The organism is Methylobacterium sp. 092160098-2 (genome assembly GCF_028920805.1).
In the GTDB taxonomy this organism is placed as follows: Bacteria; Pseudomonadota; Alphaproteobacteria; order Rhizobiales; family Beijerinckiaceae; genus Methylobacterium; species Methylobacterium fujisawaense.
On record NZ_JAQPZJ010000001.1, the window covers coordinates 772351 to 788589 of the forward strand.

At 70.5% G+C, this 16239-nt stretch carries 15 protein-coding genes; 9 read left to right on the forward strand and 6 right to left on the reverse strand.

All coding sequences use genetic code 11. From position 1 onward, the window contains the following. The first annotated feature begins 78 nt into the window (after window positions 1–78). The 3 genes from PQI07_RS03490 (at window position 79) to PQI07_RS03500 (ending at window position 2661) form a co-directional block, all read left to right on the forward strand. A complete protein-coding gene (locus PQI07_RS03490) occupies window positions 79–1161 on the forward strand; it encodes a Ppx/GppA phosphatase family protein (RefSeq protein ID WP_111473158.1) in 1083 nt (360 codons plus the stop codon). 10 nt (window positions 1162–1171) lie between these two features. Next, window positions 1172–1897, forward strand: a complete 726-nt coding sequence (locus PQI07_RS03495) for an RlmE family RNA methyltransferase (RefSeq protein WP_274926051.1) — start codon at window positions 1172–1174, stop codon at window positions 1895–1897. A 206-nt stretch (window positions 1898–2103) separates the two neighbouring features. Further along, the gene (locus tag PQI07_RS03500; protein ID WP_335645388.1) at window positions 2104–2661 is read left to right on the forward strand and encodes a hypothetical protein; all 558 of its coding nucleotides are present in this window, start codon (window positions 2104–2106) and stop codon (window positions 2659–2661) included. A gap of 69 nt (window positions 2662–2730) precedes the next feature. On the opposite strand, the gene PQI07_RS03505 is transcribed toward PQI07_RS03500, so the two are convergent. The 5 genes from PQI07_RS03505 to PQI07_RS03525 form a co-directional block, all read right to left on the reverse strand. Continuing rightward, window positions 2731–3828 carry a DUF4167 domain-containing protein gene (locus PQI07_RS03505; RefSeq protein WP_274926052.1) on the reverse strand — a complete coding sequence of 366 codons (1098 nt, stop codon included), beginning with the start codon at window positions 3826–3828 and terminating at the stop codon, window positions 2731–2733. Window positions 3829–4248: 420 nt separating this feature from the next. Next, window positions 4249–5133 (reverse strand): peptide chain release factor N(5)-glutamine methyltransferase, encoded by an 885-nt coding sequence (prmC, locus tag PQI07_RS03510; RefSeq protein WP_236961659.1) that lies wholly within the window; start codon window positions 5131–5133, stop codon window positions 4249–4251. Between the two features lie 23 nt (window positions 5134–5156). Further along, window positions 5157–6242 (reverse strand): peptide chain release factor 1, encoded by a 1086-nt coding sequence (gene prfA / locus PQI07_RS03515; RefSeq protein ID WP_111473161.1) that lies wholly within the window; start codon window positions 6240–6242, stop codon window positions 5157–5159. 215 nt (window positions 6243–6457) lie between these two features. Beyond that, window positions 6458–8719, reverse strand: coding sequence for a phosphoenolpyruvate--protein phosphotransferase (ptsP, locus tag PQI07_RS03520; protein ID WP_043380280.1), 2262 nt, complete (start codon window positions 8717–8719; stop codon window positions 6458–6460). 189 nt (window positions 8720–8908) lie between these two features. Then, window positions 8909–10144 (reverse strand): aspartate kinase, encoded by a 1236-nt coding sequence (locus PQI07_RS03525; protein ID WP_053609408.1) that lies wholly within the window; start codon window positions 10142–10144, stop codon window positions 8909–8911. 258 nt (window positions 10145–10402) lie between these two features. Between PQI07_RS03525 and ubiG the strand changes: the two genes are divergently transcribed. From ubiG to PQI07_RS03555, 6 genes are all read left to right on the forward strand, one after another. Then, window positions 10403–11164, forward strand: a complete 762-nt coding sequence (ubiG, locus tag PQI07_RS03530) for a bifunctional 2-polyprenyl-6-hydroxyphenol methylase/3-demethylubiquinol 3-O-methyltransferase UbiG (RefSeq protein WP_053609409.1) — start codon at window positions 10403–10405, stop codon at window positions 11162–11164. A 46-nt stretch (window positions 11165–11210) separates the two neighbouring features. Continuing rightward, the gene (locus tag PQI07_RS03535; protein WP_043755018.1) at window positions 11211–11783 is read left to right on the forward strand and encodes a YbhB/YbcL family Raf kinase inhibitor-like protein; all 573 of its coding nucleotides are present in this window, start codon (window positions 11211–11213) and stop codon (window positions 11781–11783) included. Window positions 11784–11954: 171 nt separating this feature from the next. Further along, window positions 11955–12536 carry a PAS domain-containing protein gene (locus PQI07_RS03540; RefSeq protein ID WP_210281323.1) on the forward strand — a complete coding sequence of 194 codons (582 nt, stop codon included), beginning with the start codon at window positions 11955–11957 and terminating at the stop codon, window positions 12534–12536. Between the two features lie 174 nt (window positions 12537–12710). After that, window positions 12711–12836, forward strand: a complete 126-nt coding sequence (gene ykgO, locus PQI07_RS03545; RefSeq protein WP_003601867.1) for a type B 50S ribosomal protein L36 — start codon at window positions 12711–12713, stop codon at window positions 12834–12836. Window positions 12837–12976: 140 nt separating this feature from the next. After that, a complete protein-coding gene (locus tag PQI07_RS03550) occupies window positions 12977–13588 on the forward strand; it encodes a tetratricopeptide repeat protein (protein WP_083683702.1) in 612 nt (203 codons plus the stop codon). Continuing rightward, on the forward strand, window positions 13585–14601 hold the full coding sequence (locus PQI07_RS03555; RefSeq protein WP_043380290.1) for an alpha/beta fold hydrolase: 1017 nt from the start codon (window positions 13585–13587) through the stop codon (window positions 14599–14601). The genes PQI07_RS03550 and PQI07_RS03555 overlap by 4 nt, the downstream gene beginning before the upstream one ends. Before the next feature lie 155 nt (window positions 14602–14756). Here PQI07_RS03555 and pyk read toward each other — a convergent pair whose 3' ends face one another. Continuing rightward, window positions 14757–16193: a pyruvate kinase gene (gene pyk, locus PQI07_RS03560; protein WP_043380293.1), complete on the reverse strand. Its 1437-nt coding sequence runs from the start codon at window positions 16191–16193 to the stop codon at window positions 14757–14759. Between the last annotated feature and the right edge of the window lie 46 nt (window positions 16194–16239).

The following is a 16239-nucleotide window of genomic DNA, read 5'->3' on the forward strand; positions in this document are numbered from 1 at the left end:
CTGAGCCTGTAGGGTCACAGATCAACAAAGGCCGAGCGCGACGCTCACGGCCGACCCGAAGGATCGACGGCCGCGCCGATGAGGGACGAGACCGCCGCGGCCGCGCCGTCCCGAATCCAGACCGGCGCGGTGCCGCTTCAGACGCCAGCCCCATTGCCGGGCCGTGAGCGTCGGCGCGCCGCCTACGCGGCGCTCGACCTCGGCACCAACAATTGCCGCCTGCTGGTCGCGGAGCCGACCTTCAGCGGCTTCCGGGTGATCGATGCGTTCTCACGGATCGTCCGTCTCGGCGAAGGCCTCGGCACGTCGGACCGCCTGAGCGAGGCGGCGATCGAGCGGACCGTGGAGGCCCTGCGGATCTGCAGGTCCAAGATGCAGGCGCGCGGCGTGCAGCGGGCCAAGATCATCGCCACGGAGGCCTGCCGCCTCGCGGTGAACGGGGCCGCCTTCGTGGAGCGCGTCCGCCGCGGCGTCGGCCTCGACCTCGAGATCGTCGATCGGCAGACCGAGGCCTATCTCGCGGTCACCGGCTGCGCGGCGCTGGCGGATCCGCTGGCCGAATCGGTGATCATCTTCGACATCGGCGGCGGCTCGACCGAGATCGCGTGGCTGGACGGCGCGGCGGCCAATCCGTCGACCGATCCGACGCTCAGGATCCGCGCCTGGGATTCGCTGCCCGTGGGCGTGGTGACCCTGGCCGAGCGCCACGGCGGCGCCGAGGTCACCCGCCGCATGTTCGAGGGCATGGTCGAGGAAGTGGCCGAGAAGCTGTCCGCCTTCGCCCTTCGGGCCGCTGCCGCCGCGACCGCGCCCCATTTCCACCTTCTCGGCACGTCTGGCACCGTCACGACCATCGCGGCGATGCATCTGCGGCTCGCGCGCTACGAGCGCCGGCGGGTCGATGGATTGTGGATGAGCGACGCCGCAGTCTCCACCGCCATCGACGACCTGCTCGACACGCGGCTGGAACAGCGCGCCGACAACCCCTGCATCGGCCGCGACCGCGCCGATCTCGTGCTCGCGGGCTGCGCGATCCTCGAGGCGATCCGCCGGGCGTTCCCCTCGGAGCGCCTGCGCATCGCCGATCGCGGCCTGCGCGAAGGATTGCTGATGAACATGATGCGGGAGGACGGGGTCTGGAACCGGAAGGCTGTCCGATGAGGGCCCCACGATGAGCGACCGGCGCGGCGGCGCGAGCTCCGGCGGTGGGGTCCGGGGCGACCTGAAGCAGCGGGTGAAGACCGGGCGTGGACGGACCCTGTCGCAGAAGCGCTGGCTGGAGCGCCAGCTCAACGATCCCTATGTGGCGCGGGCCAAGCGCGAGGGCTATCGCTCGCGGGCGGCCTACAAGCTGCTGGAGATCGACGAGCGCTACAAGCTGCTCCGGCCCGGCCAGAAGATCGTCGACCTCGGCGCGGCTCCCGGCGGCTGGTCGCAGGTGGCCGCCCGGGTGGTCGGACCGTCGGGCCGGGTCGTGGGCATCGATCTCCTGGAGATCGAGCCTATGGCCGGGGTCGAGTTCATCACCCTGGATTTCCTCGATCCCGAGGCGCCGGCGCGGCTGACCGGCATGCTCGGCGGCCCGGCCGACATCGTGATGTCCGACATGGCCGCCAACGCCACCGGCCACAAGAAGACCGACCATCTGCGCATCATCGGCCTCGCCGAGACGGCGGCGGAATTCGCCCGGGAGATCCTTGGGCCGGGCGGCGCCTACTTGGCCAAGGTGCTTCAGGGCGGGACCGAGGGAGCCCTGCTCACCGACCTGAAGCGCGACTTCGCCACGGTCCGCCACGTCAAGCCCGCGGCCAGCCGGGCCGATTCCAGCGAGCTCTACGTCCTCGCGACCGGCTATCGCGGCACCTCGGCGCACACCGCGCCCTCCGACGCGGAGTGAGCCGGCCGGCGATGCTGGTCGCCTGGGCCCTGTCGGTCGTCAATCCAGCGCCGTGGCCCCTGCGCAGGCTTGGCTATGTTCGGCAGAGCGGCCTGCTTCACGCCCGGTAGCGCCGCTGCCGGGCGGTCTGGGCGCCGCATCTCGCGCAGGCGCAGGGCAGGATCGCGGCGGCGGCCGAGGGAACGGGGCATTGCCGACATGCGGTCGTGCTCGGCTCCGGCCTGCTCGACGACGTGCCGCTGGACGATCTCGCCCGCCTGTTCGATCGGATCGGCCTCGTGGATGCCGTGCATCCCTGGCCGGCCCGGCTCGCCGCACGCCGATACCCGAACGTGGCGCTGGTGACCGCCGAGATCAGTGCAGGCCTCGCCGGGGCCTGGGCGGATCTCTGCACGGGCGCCGACCTGATCGTTTCGGCAGACCTGCTGTCGCAGCTTCCGATCGTCCCGATCGAGGCCCACGAGGCCCGGGGCCGCGCGGCCCCGCCCCTTCTTGGGGCACATCTGGTTGAGACCCACCTCAGAGTCCTGGACACCCTGGCAGGCCGGGTCGAGCGCGTCTGCCTGATCACCGACGCGGTGCAGCGCGCGGAGGATCGGTCGGGCCGCTTCACCGACAGCCTCGATATGCTGTTAGGGTCCGAGCTCCCGCCTACGGAAGCGGCTTGGGACTGGGAGCTCGGGCCGTTCGGCGCGAGCGGCCGGCGGCACCGTCTGATCCACCGGGTCCAGGCCTGCCCGGACTGGAAAGCCGTACCACGCTGAGCCCGTAACGACAGAGGCCGCTCCGGTTGCCCGGAACGGCCTCTCTTCAGTGCTTCCTGCAGCTTTCGCTCACTCGGTCGGCACGTCTGCCGGCGACGTGTTGGCGTTGCCCTCGTCCGCGGCGCTCTCGAAACGCGGGCGGCGGCGGCGGCGGGGCTTGGCGGCCGGAGTTTCCTCGGCCGCAGCCTCCGGCTCGGAAGCAGGCGACGGTTCAGCCGGCGGGGCGGGACGCGCAGGGGCCATCAGGAATGCCGGCAGGCCGGTCGGCTCCTCGGCCTCCACGACAGGCGCAGGCTCGCGGCGGCGCTCACGGCGGGGCGCCGTCTCGCCCTGACGTCCGGCCTCGCCGCGGGGAGCCCGCTCGGGCCGCCCCTCAAGACGCGTTTCCTGCCGGGCTTCGGACCGCGGAGCCTCGCTGCGGCCGCTCTCGTAACGCCCCTGATCGCCGCGCGTGTCCTGGCGGGCGTCTTGCCGATCATTCTGCCGAGCATCCTGGCGCGTATCTTGGCGAGGATCCTGCCGGACGTCCTGGCGGTCCTGCCGGACGTCCTGGCGGTCCTGCCGGCCGTCGTGACGCTCCTGGCGATAATCCGGACGCCCGTAATCCTGACGGTCCTGCCGGTTCTCCTGCCGATAGTCCGGCCGTTGATAATCCTGGCGCTGATAGTCCTGACGCGGCTGGTCCTGACGCCGGTAATCCTGGCGCCCGCCGTTGTCGAACCGCCGTTGATCGCGGTTCTGGAACCGGTCACGGCCCTGCCGACCGTCCTGGTTTCCGTCCTGACGACCCTCGTAGGGCTGCGGCTGCTGGCCGGGATCGGCGTCATCATAGCCGCTATAGCCGTGACCGTTCTGCGATCCGCCGTTGCCCTGGGCCTCGTCGTCGCCCTCTTCCATGTCGTCATCATAGGGACGACTGGCGTAACCGGCGGTATTAGCCGGGCGATTCTGTTCCTGGGCACCGGAAACGATGCGGAAATAGTGCTCCCCGTGCTGGAAGTAGTTTTCAGCAGCAACTGGATCGCCGGCCGCCAGAGCATCCCGCGCAAGCTGCGCGTACTTGTCGGCGATGTGCTGCGCCGTGCCGCGGATTTTGACGTCGGGACCGTTGGATTCGTACGAGCGCGTCAGCGGATTCGGACCCTTCGGCCGGTTCCGGCCGCGCATCCGTCGATTCTGGTTTGGTCTCATCGGTCTGTAATGACCCTCGTTCACGCAAACGACTGTCTACGGAGGCGCCCGGGCGGATCTCCTGGCGCAGTCCGGCCAAGCGCATCCGGCGGCGCCGCGCGTGCGACCGCTCTTCGGTCCGCGCGTCTGCCTGACCATCCCTCGAAGCGGGCGCCCGGTTAAAGCCGCCGATCCTCAGTTGATTGTCAGGTTCGATTGTGTCGCACCGCCGCGCTGGCACCGGCGCGTTCTGGTTCGACGGTTAAGGGGGATCAGCGAACCAATCGGCGACCCATGGTCACCACCGACCTTACAGCCGTCCGTCTTAACGGACGGTTCGCGATCTTCAAGCCGACTCTAGCGTTCCCCGGTTGATGCAACAAGCAATTTTTCGGTGACGCGATGCTCGACCCTGACTTAGGCATCCCTGTGGCCGGATAAAAGACCCTGTGGCCGGTCGAAACTCACGACGCGGTCGCGGCCGGCGAGGTCGCGGGTCAATCCCCGATCCGGGAAGCCCGCCGCGCATGCAAGGGCCCGCACCGCCGAGGCCTGATCGTAGCCGATCTCCAGGACGAGCCTGCCGCCCGGGGCGAGCAGCCCAGCCGCACCGTCGAGGATTCTCCGGTAGGCGTCGAGACCGTCCACGCCGCCATCCAGGGCCGCCGCCGGATCGTGCATGCGGACTTCGCGGTCGAGGGTCGCGATCACGTCCTGGGCGATGTAGGGCGGATTCGAGACGACGAGGTCGAAGGTCCCGCTCAGGGCCTCGCACCAATCGCCGACGACGAAGCGGGCCCGGTCGCCGACGCCGTTGGCGACGGCATTGTCCCGGGCGACGCGCAGGGCCCCGTCCGAGCGTTCGAGCCCGACCCCGCTGGCCCGGGGCAGTTCCGAGAGAAGGGCCGTCAGGATGCAGCCCGTTCCGGTGCCGAGGTCCAGGCAGCGCACCGGCGCGGTCCGGTCGGGCACCGCCGCCAGCGCGACCTCGACCAGGATTTCGGTGTCCGGGCGCGGCACCAGGGTGTCGGGACCGAGCCGGAAGGGCAGGCCCCAGAACTCCCAGGCGCCCAGGATGCGGGCCACCGGCTCGCCGGCGAGGCGCCGGGCGAGCGCCGCGTCGAGGGCCGCGGCTTCGTCCGCGCTGACGCGGCGCTCGCCCTCGATCAGAAGGTCGCGCGTCTCCAGGCCGAGGATTCCGAGCAGGAGGAACCGGGCATCGCCCGCCGCCTCGACGACGCCCGCGGCCTGCAGCCGCGCCGTGCAGGCACGCAGCGCCTCGCGGCGCGATCTGTTCTGCATCGCGGCCGGCATCACGACATGGCTCAGGCCATACCCTCGGCGGCGAGCAGCTCCGCCTGATGCTCGGTGATCAGGGCGTCGACCACCTCGTCGAGGGCCGTCCCGGCCATAACCTCCTCGAGCTTGTAGAGGGTCAGGTTGATCCGGTGATCGGTCACCCTTCCTTGCGGGAAATTGTAGGTCCGGATCCGCTCGCTGCGATCGCCGGAGCCGACCTGGGCCTTCCGATCGGCCGCCCGGGCCGAATCCTTCACGCTGCGCTCGGCGTCGTAGAGCCGTGCGCGCAGCAGTGCCATCGCACGGGCGCGGTTCTTGTGCTGCGACCGTTCCTCCTGAACGAACACCACGATGCCGGTCGGCAGGTGGGTGATGCGGATCGCCGATTCGGTCTTGTTGACGTGCTGGCCGCCCGCGCCCTGGGCCCGCATCGTGTCGATCTTCAGGTCCGCATCGTTGACGTGGATGTCGACCTCCTCGGCCTCCGGGAGTACCGCCACGGTGGCGGCGGAGGTGTGGATCCGCCCCTGCGTCTCGGTGTCGGGCACGCGCTGCACCCGGTGAGCGCCGCTCTCGTACTTGAGGCGGGCGAAGACGCCCCGGCCCTTCACCTCGGCCACGACCTCGCGGAAGCCGCCGACCGTGCCCTCGCTCTCGGAGATCACCTCGACCCGCCAGCCCTTCGATTCGGCGTATTTGGCGTACATCCGGAACAGGTCGCCAGCGAAGAGGGCCGCCTCGTCGCCACCGGTCCCGGCGCGGACTTCCAGGATCGCGCTCTTCTCGTCGGCGGCGTCTTTCGGAAGGAGCAGCACCTGCAGGGCCCGGTGCGCGGCTTCGAGCGCCTCCTGCGCCTCCGGCTTCTCATCGGCGGCGAGGGCCCGCATCTCCGGATCCGTGCCCGGCTCGTCGATGAGGGCCTCGACGCCCGCGAGGTTGTCCAGGGCCGCGCGGTAGCCGCGGATCGCCGCCACGACGGGGTCGAGGTCGGACAGCTCGCGGGAGAGCTGGACCACGGTCTCCGGGTCGATCTCGCCGGAGCCGAGCTGCGCGGTGACGATGTCGTGCCGCGCCAGGATGGCGTCGAGGCGCTCGGTGGGAAAGGGGATCATCGCCCGTGTTTCTGCAGGTCTGCGCGTGCCGTTCCGGGCTGGGCGCGGGTCTCGTCTCGGGGGGAAGAGACGCGTGGCTTGGAGGGACCGTGACCCGGCAGGACTTCCCCCAAATCCACGCCCCTTCCGTTCGAGAGCGGAAGCCGCGGCGCGTCGGCCGAAAGCGTCGTGGCGTTGCCGTACAACCCCGGCCGAATGTTCGGCAAGGGTCGCGGTTAAATAGGGATGCCGTGGGCGTGCGCGAAGGCCGTGAGCGCCGGGCGCAGGGAGTCGCCGTCATGCATCCGCGCCATCTCGGCGTCGATGAGTTCGGCGATGGCACCCGCATCGAGGCTCAGCACCATGGCCTTGACCGGCCCGATCGCGGCCGGCGACATCGACAGCTGCCGGTAGCCGAGGCCGATCAGCGCCATGGCGTCGAGGGGGCGGCCGCCGATCTCGCCGCAGACCGTCACCGGGCAGGAGGCCGCGTTGGCCCGCTCGGCGATCAGCCGGAAGGCGCGGAGGGCCGCCACGCTCAACGGATCGAAGCGGTCGGCGACCCGGCGATTCTCCCGGTCCACAGCGAACAGAAACTGCATCAGGTCGTTCGAGCCGACCGACAGGAAGTCGGCCTCCCGGGCGATCTCGTCGATCTGGAACAGGAGCGAGGGCACCTCGATCATCGCGCCGAGGCGGCAATCGGTGGGAAGCCGGTAGCCGTGGCGCTTCAGGTAGGCCTTTTCCCGTTCGACGATGCCGCGGGCGCGCACAAATTCATCCACCGTGGCGACCATCGGGAACATGATCTTGAGCGGGTCGCCGTCGGCGGCCTTCAGCAGGGCGCGCAGCTGCATGCGCAGCAAAGCCGGCCGGTCGAGGCCGATGCGGATCGCCCGCCAGCCGAGGGCGGGGTTCTCCTCCTCGAGCTTGGCCATGTAGGGCAGGATCTTGTCGCCGCCGATGTCGAGGGTGCGGACGGTGACGGACTTGCCCGCCGAGGCGGCGAAGACCTTGCGGTACAGTTCCTCCTGCTCGGCCGCCGACGGCATGCGCTGCGCCACCATGAACTGCAGCTCAGTGCGGAACAGGCCCACGCCCTCGGCGCCCGTCTCCTGCAGGTGGCTGAAATCGACCAGCAGGCCGGCATTGAGGTGCAGGCCGACGCGCACGCCGTCGCGGGTCTGGGCGGGCACGTCCCGCAGCGCCCGATACTGCTCCTGCCGCCGGGCGCGCAGGCGCACCATCTCGGCATAGGCGGCCTCGACCTCGGGACCGGGCCGGACATGGATCTCGCCGGCCACGCCGTCGACGATGATGGCATCGCCCGCGTCGCACAGGGCGGTGGCATTCTCCACCTCGCCCACGGCCGGGATGCCCAGCGCCCGGGCGACGATCGCCACGTGGCTGGTCGGACCACCCTCCTCCAGGACGATGCCGCGCAGGGTCGAGGCCTCGTAGTCGAGGAGGGCCGCCGGACCCATGGTGCGCGCCACCAGGATGGCGTTCTCCGGCAGCACCATGGTTCCGGCCGCTTCGGAGCCGATCAGGGTGCGCAGGACGCGGTTGGCGAGATCGTCGAGATCGTGCAGCCGCTCCCGCAGATACGGATCCGACTGGCGCATCATCCGCGCGCGGTTGTCCGACTGGACCCGCTCGACCGCGGCTTCTGCGGTCAGGCCCGACGCCACGGCCTCCCGCATGCGCCGGAGCCAGCCCTTGTCGTGGGCGAACATTCGGACGGTCTCGAGAACCTCGCGGCTCTCCGCGGTACCGATCCGGTCGCCGCGCTCCACCAGCGCGTCGATCGCCGAGCGGACCTCCTCGATGGCCGCGTCGAGGCGCGCGACCTCGCGGTCGACGTTCTCGGCGATCAGCGTCTTCACGACGACGCGGGGCTCGTGCAGCACCACGTAGCCGAGGCCGATGCCGTCGGCCAGCGCGATGCCCCGCGCCAGGACCGGGCGGCGGGCCGCGGTGCCGGCATCGGGGGCCAGCCCCTCGAGCTCGCCCGAGGCGATCATCTCCGAGAGCACCATGGCGGTGGTCTGGAGCGCCTCGATCTCCTCCTCGGAGTAGACGCGATAGGTCTTGTTCTGGACCGTCAGGACGCCGAGCGTGTTGCCCGCCCGCAGCAGCGGCACGCCCAGGAAGGCGTGATAGGCCTCCTCGCCGGTCTCCGGACGGTACGAGAAGGCCGGGTGGTTCTGCGCATCCGAAAGGGAAAGCGGCTCCGCCGTGCGGGCGATCAGGCCGACCAGGCCCTCGTCGGTCCGCATGCGGGTCTGGTGGACCGCTTCGCGGTTGAGGCCCTCGGTGGCGAACAGTTCGAGGGTGTTGTCATCGCGCAGCACATAGACCGAGCAGACCTCGGCCACGACATTGGCGGCGATCAGGACGACGATGCGATCCAGGCGCGCCTGGGGGCTGACCGGCTCCGCCATCGCTTCGCGGAGGCGGCGCAGCAGCAGGCGCGGGCCTCCGGGCGCAGCGGGCATCGGTTCGTCGTTCCAGCGTCGGTGAGTGGCCTTGGCGTCGACCACCCTGCAACCTTGGCGCCAAACCCGGGACGGCTGGCACCGGATGGACCGGACCGCTGGTCCCAGAGACGCTCTGAGATCGGCGGATCGGCCCGTGACTGTCTAGTTCACACCACGCGACCCGCTCGAACCCGCGTCGTCCCAGGCTCAGGCCTGGTCCAGGCCGTATAGCGAGTGAAGCGTGCGCACGGCAAGCTCCGTATAGGCGGCGTCGATCAGCACGGAGAACTTGATCTCCGAGGTGGTGATCGCGCGGATGTTGATCCCCTTCTCGGCAAGCGCCCTGAACGCCTTGGCGGCCACGCCCGCATGGCTGCGCATGCCGACGCCGATCGCCGATACCTTCACGACATCGGTGGCCCCCTCGATCTGGGCGTAGCCGATCTGCGTGCGGGCCTCGTCGAGGATGGCGCGCGAGCGCTGGTACTCGGAAGCCGGCACCGTGAAGGTCATGTCGGTGGTCGACTGGTCGCCCGACACGGTCTGGATGATCATGTCGACGTTGATGTTGGCGTCAGCCAGCGGCCCGAAGATCGCGGCGGCCACGCCGGGGCTGTCCTTGACACGGCGCAGGGTGATCTGCGCCTCGTCCCGGGAGAAGGCGATCCCGGTGATGATCTGCTGTTCCACGATGTCGTCCTCGTCGCAGATGAGGGTGCCCGGGCGCGCGGCGTCCGGCGGATCGAAGGAGGACCGGACCGTGGTCGGCACCCGGTGGACCATGGCAAGCTCCACCGAGCGGACCTGCAGCACCTTGGCGCCCAGCGAGGCCATCTCCAGCATTTCTTCGAAGGTCACCCGCTCCATGCGGCGGGCCTTCGGCACGATGCGCGGATCGGTGGTGTAGACGCCGTCCACGTCCGTGTAGATGTCGCAGCGCTCGGCCCCGATCGCGGCCGCGACCGCCACCGCCGAGGTGTCGGAGCCGCCACGGCCCAGCGTCGTCACGCGGCCGGTCTCGGCATGGACGCCCTGGAAGCCGGCGATCACCGCGACCTCGCCCTTTGCGAAACCCGCCTCGAGGTTCTTGGGATCGATCTCGGCAATCCGCGCCGAGCCATGGGCGTCCGAGGTCACGACCGGAATCTGCCAGCCCTGCCAGGAGCGGGCCTTGACCCCGTCCTTCTGGAGGGCGATCGCCAGGAGGCCCGCGGTGACGAGTTCGCCCGAGGCCACGACGGCGTCGTATTCCCGCGGGTCGTAGAGCGCGTTCGCGTCCTTGACCCAGTCGACCAGCTCGTTGGTCTTGCCTGACATGGCCGAGACGATCACGGCAACGTCGTAGCCGGCCGCCACCTCGCGGGCGACGTGGCGCGCCACGTTGCGGATGCGATCGACGTTGGCGACGGAGGTGCCGCCGAATTTCATCACCAGACGGGGCATGGTCTCTCGGTCGCGGGTTCCCGGTGGCGATTGGACGGACCGCTGCAGCCCGGTCCGGACGGTGCCCGGCGGGTACAAGCGGCTCGGTAGAGTGTCAACAACCAGCCAAGCATGGCGCCCGCGCGCCGCGGCGACTTCCGAGCGATCTCCATGCTAGAGCGCGGACACGACGCATCGCGGCGGATCCGGCCTACCCGGCCAGCCCGGATAGAGGGGCGGACCGGATCGGGGCGGCGCCGGCATGAGGACGGAACGCGCATGGACAGGGCAGCCACGGATCGGGCCACGGACGGGTTCGTCGACCGCGGTGAGGTTGCGCGCTTCGATGCGCTCGCCGCCACGTGGTGGGACGAGACCGGCCCGATGCGCGTCCTCCACCGGTTCAATCCGGTGCGGCTCGCCTATATCCGCGACGCCCTGTGCCGGCGGTTCGGACGCGATCCGCGCGCGCCCTTTCCGCTGGACGGGCTTTCGATCTGCGACGTCGGCTGCGGCGGCGGCGTCCTCTCGGAACCCCTCGCCCGGCTCGGCGCACGCGTGATCGGGCTCGATCCGGCCGAGCAGAACATCGCGGTGGCCCGGGCCCATGCCGAGGCGGCGGGCGTGCCGGTCGATTATCGCGGCGCGACCATCGAAGCGGTGGTCGCCGGCGGCGAGCGTTTCGACGCCGTGCTGATCATGGAGGTGGTGGAGCACGTCTCCGACATGCAGGCCTTCGTGCGGACCGCCTGCGCGGGGGTTAAGCCCGGCGGACTGCTGTTCGGGGCCACCCTGAACCGGACTCTGCGCTCCTTCGCGCTGGCCATCGTCGGCGCCGAATACGTGCTCGGCTGGCTGCCGCGGGGCACGCATGACTGGCAGAAATTCGTGACGCCCGACGAACTCGCCCGCGCCATCCGGGCGGGAGGGCTCGCCGTCACCGACACGGTCGGGGTCGTCTACAACCCGCTCACGGATGGTTGGCGCACGAGCCGCGACACGGCCGTGAACTATATGGTCGCAGCCGAACGCTCTGCGTGAACGGGTTGCGTCCCCCGCCGTTGGAGACGGGACGGAGGGCGCGGCGATGCTTGAGAAAATCCCCGGGGCGGTCGGCGAAGCCCTGTCGGGCCTGAAGGCCGGCCGGGACAAGACGGCGGTCCATTCGGACTTCTCCGACATTGCCGACACCGTGACGCTGACCAGTCCGGCCTTCGCGGACGGGGCGGACATGCCGGCCCGCTTCACCGCGGACGGTGCGGGCGTGTCCCCGCCGCTCGCCTGGAGCGGCCTGCCCGCGGGCACCGCTGCCCTGGTGATCCTCGTCGAGGACGCCGGGAGCCCGACGCCGCGTCCGCTGGTCCACCTGATTGCCTGGGCGATCCCGCCCGAGCCGGCCGAATTGCCCGAAGGTGCCTTGGCGAGCCCCGGGCACCCGGGCTCAGGCCACGCGTTGGGCCAAAACAGCTTCCTGCGCGCGGAATGGTTGCCGCCGGATCCTCCGACGGGCCACGGGCCGCACGACTACGTCTTCCAGATCTTCGCGCTGCGGCAGTCTCTCGCCCTGGCCGAGGCGCCGGGCCGGGGCGCACTGATCGATGCGATGCGCGGGCACGTCCTCGCAAAGGGCACGCTGACCGGCGTTTACTATCGTTCCTGATGGCGTCGCTACCCTCGAACACCATCCTGATCTGTCACTCCCATGCGTTGTGCCGTTTCGGCAGTCCCAGTATTGTGTCGACCAAATAAGTCGGCCGGGCAAAGCGTCCGGACGGACCTGGAGATCGAGTCTGTGGGCGTCGGTGTGCACACGAAGCGGCGGAGCGGCCGCATGGGGATGCGTGCCCTGGCCGAATCGGATGTCGGGACCTGGACTTGGCACATCGCCGACGACGTCCTCGAATGCGACGCCGCCGCCGCGACGGTCCTGGGCCTGCCGCGGCCGAAAGGCGGCCGGGGGACGCCCTTCGCGGCGTTCCTGGAGCACATCCATCCCGAGGACCGGCGACGGATCGGGTGCATCATCGCTGACCTTCGCCGCGAGGGCGGCCTGTATATCGCGCAGTACCGGACCGTACCGGTACCCGGCGAAGTCCGCTGGGTGCTCGTGCGCGGCCGGTATATCCGGAACGCCGAGGGCGTCGTGGACGAGGCCCACGGGATCGTCATCGATGTGACCGCGTGCAGCCGTGAGGGCTTTCTCGACGAATCGGCGTTCTACGCGACGGATGCCGCCGCCGGCGGCATCGATCAGGTCGCCGAGATGGCGCTGGCCCTGTACACGGCTGCGGAGAATGGCCTCTCCCGGCCGGGTTTCGACCGTCTGAAACCGCTCCTCGACATGCTGCTGCACCAGATCGGCCGGCAGCTCGTGATCGCCCCGGCGGTGCCGGATCTCGACAGCGTCCATTGAGCAGGACCGGCAGCACGATGCCCGCTGCGCCTTGCCTTGTGGGGGCGACTCCTGATATGGCCGCGCCATCCCGCGATGCGTGAGCCGTGATCGCCGGACGCGACTGCGCGTCCTGCCTCAAGGCTACGTTCCCGATCCCTTACCGATGGACGGCCCTCCGGGCTCGAAAGACCGATGAAGATCCGCAACTCCCTCAAGTCCCTGCGTGGCCGCCACCGCGACAACCAGCTCGTGCGCCGCAAGGGGCGGGTCTACGTGATCAACAAGACCCAGAAGCGCTTCAAGGCCCGCCAGGGCTGAGACCGTTCCGACCGGCCGAGGCCGGACGGAGAACGGCACCGATCGAGGAAACGGCCGTGTCCACCGGGTGCGGCCGTTTCCGCGTGCGCGCGGCACCGCGGCACGTTGACGGACGTGGCGACGGCGCACAGTCTGGCTGCATGATGCCGACCCGTTTCATCGCCGCCCTGGTCTGCCTGCCGGCCCTCGCGGCGACACTGCCGGCGGCCCAGGCAGCGCCGCAATCGACCCGGCCCGGCCGGCCGACCGCCGAAGCGAAGCCGGCACCGAAGCCGCCGAGCCTCGATGACCTGTTCGCGCGCCTGCGCGCCAGCGAGGATCCAGCGGAGGCCAAGGGCATCGCGCGCCTGATCGAGCGGCACATGGCCGGATCCGGCAGCCCGACCGTCGACCTGCTGACCGACCGCGCCCGCCAAGCCGTCACCGCCCACGACTTCCCCCTGGCGGCCGAGCTGATGGACCGCGTCACCGCCCTCGAACCGAATTGGTCAGAGGGCTGGAACCGCCGCGCGACGGTGTTCTGGCTCCTCACCGATAAGGACGATGCGCTGGCCGATCTGCAGCGGGCCCTGGTCCTGGAGCCGCGCCACTTCGAGGCCTGGGCCGCCATGGGCCGGATCTACGAATCCCTCGACGACAAGGCGCGTGCGCTGGCAGCGTTCCGGCGGGCGAAAGCGCTCTACCCGCAGATGGAGAAGGTCGGCGAGGCGATCAACCGCCTCACCCCGGAGGTCGACGGCCGCGACCTGTGACCCGGGTGATCGCCGTCCTCCTGACCCTCCTTGCCCTGCCCTTCGCCCTCGCCGGCCTCGTTCTGGCGATCGGGGCCCTGGCGGCGCTGGTGATCACGCTCCGGGTCGGCGCGGCCAACCCGCCCGCGGGTCCGTTCGTGACGATCACCGGCGGGCGGCTCGCGACCCTGCAGGACGGCCCGGCGAACGGGCCGCCCGTCGTCCTCCTGCACGGGGCCTCGGCCAACGCGTCGGATCCTATGGAGGGGATCGGCCGCCGCCTCGCCGCGCAGGGCTTCCGGGTGATCGCCTTCGACCGGCCGGGATTCGGATGGAGCGACCGGATTGCCGGCGGCGACGCCGCGGCACCCTCCGTGCAGGCCGGGATGATCGCGGAAGCGCTGAACCGCATGGGCGTCGGGCCGGCGGTGGTGTTCGGTCATTCCTGGGCCGGCGCCCTCGCTTTAGCCCTCGCACTGGATCACCCGGAGCGGGTTTCCGCCCTCGCCCTCGCCGCGCCTGTGGCGATGCCCATGCCGGACCGGATGCCGGATCTGCCGTGGTACTGGCGGTTCGCCATAAAGCCCCCGGTGGCGTGGGTGCTCAGCCGGACGATCGGACCGCCGATCGCGCGGCGGTTCCTGCCTGAGGCGGCGCGCCGGGTCTTCAAGCCGCAGCCCGCGCAGGCGGATTATCCGGACTTGGCCAGATCCGACCTGGTTCTGCGACCGGAGACGCTGCTCGCCAACGTCCAGGATCTGCTCGGCCTGTCGCGAGCCCTCGCGGCGCAGAGCCCGCGCTACGGCAGGATCCACATCCCGACCCTGGTGATCTCCGGCGAGGCCGACCCGATCGTCCGCGCCGACGCGCAGGCGGTGCCGCTCGCGCGGGCGATCCCGGGGGCGCGGCTCGTGCTGCTGCCGGGCATCGGCCACATGCTCCAGTATGTCGCCGCCGAGCGGGTCACGGAGGAGATTATCCGGCTGGCCGCGGCGACCAATGCGGCCGGTTCGGAACCGGCCGTCGCGCATTGAACCGCGGGCCGGTCAGGACACGTCCGTCCGCCTCCTCCCGGGGCAACGGTGGCAAGCCCGGTTTTGAGAATTGCTGTCCGCGCAAGATCCCGCCGCGTCGGCGGCCGGCATCCCGATCGCAATCGGGATGCCGGCAGTGCTGGAGGCCTGCCGCCTCACGCCTTCTCGGCGTGCTCGCGGGTGATGAAGGTCAGCCGCACGAGGTTGGTGGCGCCCGGCGTGCCGAACGGCAGGCCGGCGACGACGATCACCCGGTCGCCCACCGCGGCAAACTTCTCGCGGACGGCGAACTTGGCGGCGCGGAAGGACATGTCGTCCACGTCGCTGGCATCCTTGGTGACGATCGGGTGCGTGCCCCAGGCCAGGGCGAGGCGCCGCGCCGTCTCGCGCCGGGGTGTCAGCGCGATCACGGTGGCGTTCGGGCGCTCGCGCGACAGGCGGAGCGCCGTGGAGCCGGAATTGGTCCAGGCCATGATCGCGTCGAGGTTCAGGGCATCGACCATCTGGTGGGCCGCCGCCGCGATGGCATCGGCGGCCGTCTCGTCGGGGGTCGCGCTCTGCGCCCGGATGATCGACCAGTAGATCGCGTCCCGCTCCACCTGCTCGGCGATGCGGTTCATGGTCTCCACGGCCCCAATCGGGTGGGCCCCCGAGGCGCTCTCCGCAGAGAGCATCACGGCATCCGCCCCCTCGTAGACCGCCGTGGCGACGTCCGAGACCTCGGCGCGGGTCGGGACCGGAGCCGTGATCATCGATTCGAGCATCTGGGTGGCCACGACCACCGGCTTGCCGTAGCGCCGGGCGCCGCGGGTGATGCGCTTCTGCACCCCCGGGACCTGCTCCAGGGGCATCTCCACGCCGAGATCGCCGCGGGCGACCATCAGGCCGTCGGAGATCTCGATGATCTCGTCGAGGCGCGCCAGCGCCTGCGGCTTCTCGATCTTGGCCATCACCAGGGCGCGGCCGGCGCAAACCTTCTTCACCTCGGCCACATCCTCGGGCCGCTGGACGAACGAGACGGCGATCCAGTCGGCGCCCGCGTTCAGGCCGGCATCGAGGTCCGCCCGGTCCTTGTCGGTCATCGCCGGGACCGGGATCACCGTATGCGGCAGGGATACGCCCTTCCGGTTCGAGATCCGCCCGCCGACCTCGACGCGGGTCACGGCGCGGTTGTGCGAGGTCTCGACCACCGTTAGCCGGAGCTTGCCGTCATCGAGCAGGATGGCGTGGCCCGGCTCCAGCGCCTCGAGGATCTCGGGATGGGGTAGGTGGCAGCGGGCGGCATCACCCGGCGTCGGATCGCCGTCGAGCACGAAGGTGGCGCCGGCCTCGATCATCGCGGCCCCCTCCGCGAAGGTGCCGAGCCGCAGCTTCGGCCCCTGAAGGTCGACCAGGATGCCGATCGGCCGCTTGGCCTCCCGCTCGATGGTGCGGATCGCCTCCACCTTCTCGGGCAGCTTCTCGCGCGGCAGGTGGCTCATGTTGAGCCGGAACACGTCGACGCCCGCGCGGAACAGCCGCTCGATCATCTCCGGCGAATCGGAGGCCGGGCCCAGGGTGGCGACGATCTTCGTGCGGCGTGACCGTTTCAAGCGTATTCCTCCGGTTGTTCGTTGCCGTGCAGCATGAAGCGCCGCC

Excerpts from the sequence above, each read along its gene's own strand:
- PQI07_RS03490 (WP_111473158.1), top strand. The coding sequence starts at position 79 with ATGAGGGACGAGACCGCCGCGGCCGCGCCGTCCCGAATCCAGACCGGC.
- prfA (WP_111473161.1), bottom strand. The coding sequence starts at position 6,242 with ATGATCCCCTTTCCCACCGAGCGCCTCGACGCCATCCTGGCGCGGCAC.
- PQI07_RS03495 (WP_274926051.1), top strand. The coding sequence starts at position 1,172 with ATGAGCGACCGGCGCGGCGGCGCGAGCTCCGGCGGTGGGGTCCGGGGC.
- ptsP (WP_043380280.1), bottom strand. The coding sequence starts at position 8,719 with ATGCCCGCTGCGCCCGGAGGCCCGCGCCTGCTGCTGCGCCGCCTCCGC.
- PQI07_RS03540 (WP_210281323.1), top strand. The coding sequence starts at position 11,955 with ATGGGGATGCGTGCCCTGGCCGAATCGGATGTCGGGACCTGGACTTGG.
- PQI07_RS03505 (WP_274926052.1), bottom strand. The coding sequence starts at position 3,828 with ATGCGCGGCCGGAACCGGCCGAAGGGTCCGAATCCGCTGACGCGCTCG.
- PQI07_RS03525 (WP_053609408.1), bottom strand. The coding sequence starts at position 10,144 with ATGCCCCGTCTGGTGATGAAATTCGGCGGCACCTCCGTCGCCAACGTC.
- PQI07_RS03535 (WP_043755018.1), top strand. The coding sequence starts at position 11,211 with ATGCTTGAGAAAATCCCCGGGGCGGTCGGCGAAGCCCTGTCGGGCCTG.
- ykgO (WP_003601867.1), top strand. The coding sequence starts at position 12,711 with ATGAAGATCCGCAACTCCCTCAAGTCCCTGCGTGGCCGCCACCGCGAC.
- prmC (WP_236961659.1), bottom strand. The coding sequence starts at position 5,133 with ATGCAGAACAGATCGCGCCGCGAGGCGCTGCGTGCCTGCACGGCGCGG.
- PQI07_RS03550 (WP_083683702.1), top strand. The coding sequence starts at position 12,977 with ATGATGCCGACCCGTTTCATCGCCGCCCTGGTCTGCCTGCCGGCCCTC.
- ubiG (WP_053609409.1), top strand. The coding sequence starts at position 10,403 with ATGGACAGGGCAGCCACGGATCGGGCCACGGACGGGTTCGTCGACCGC.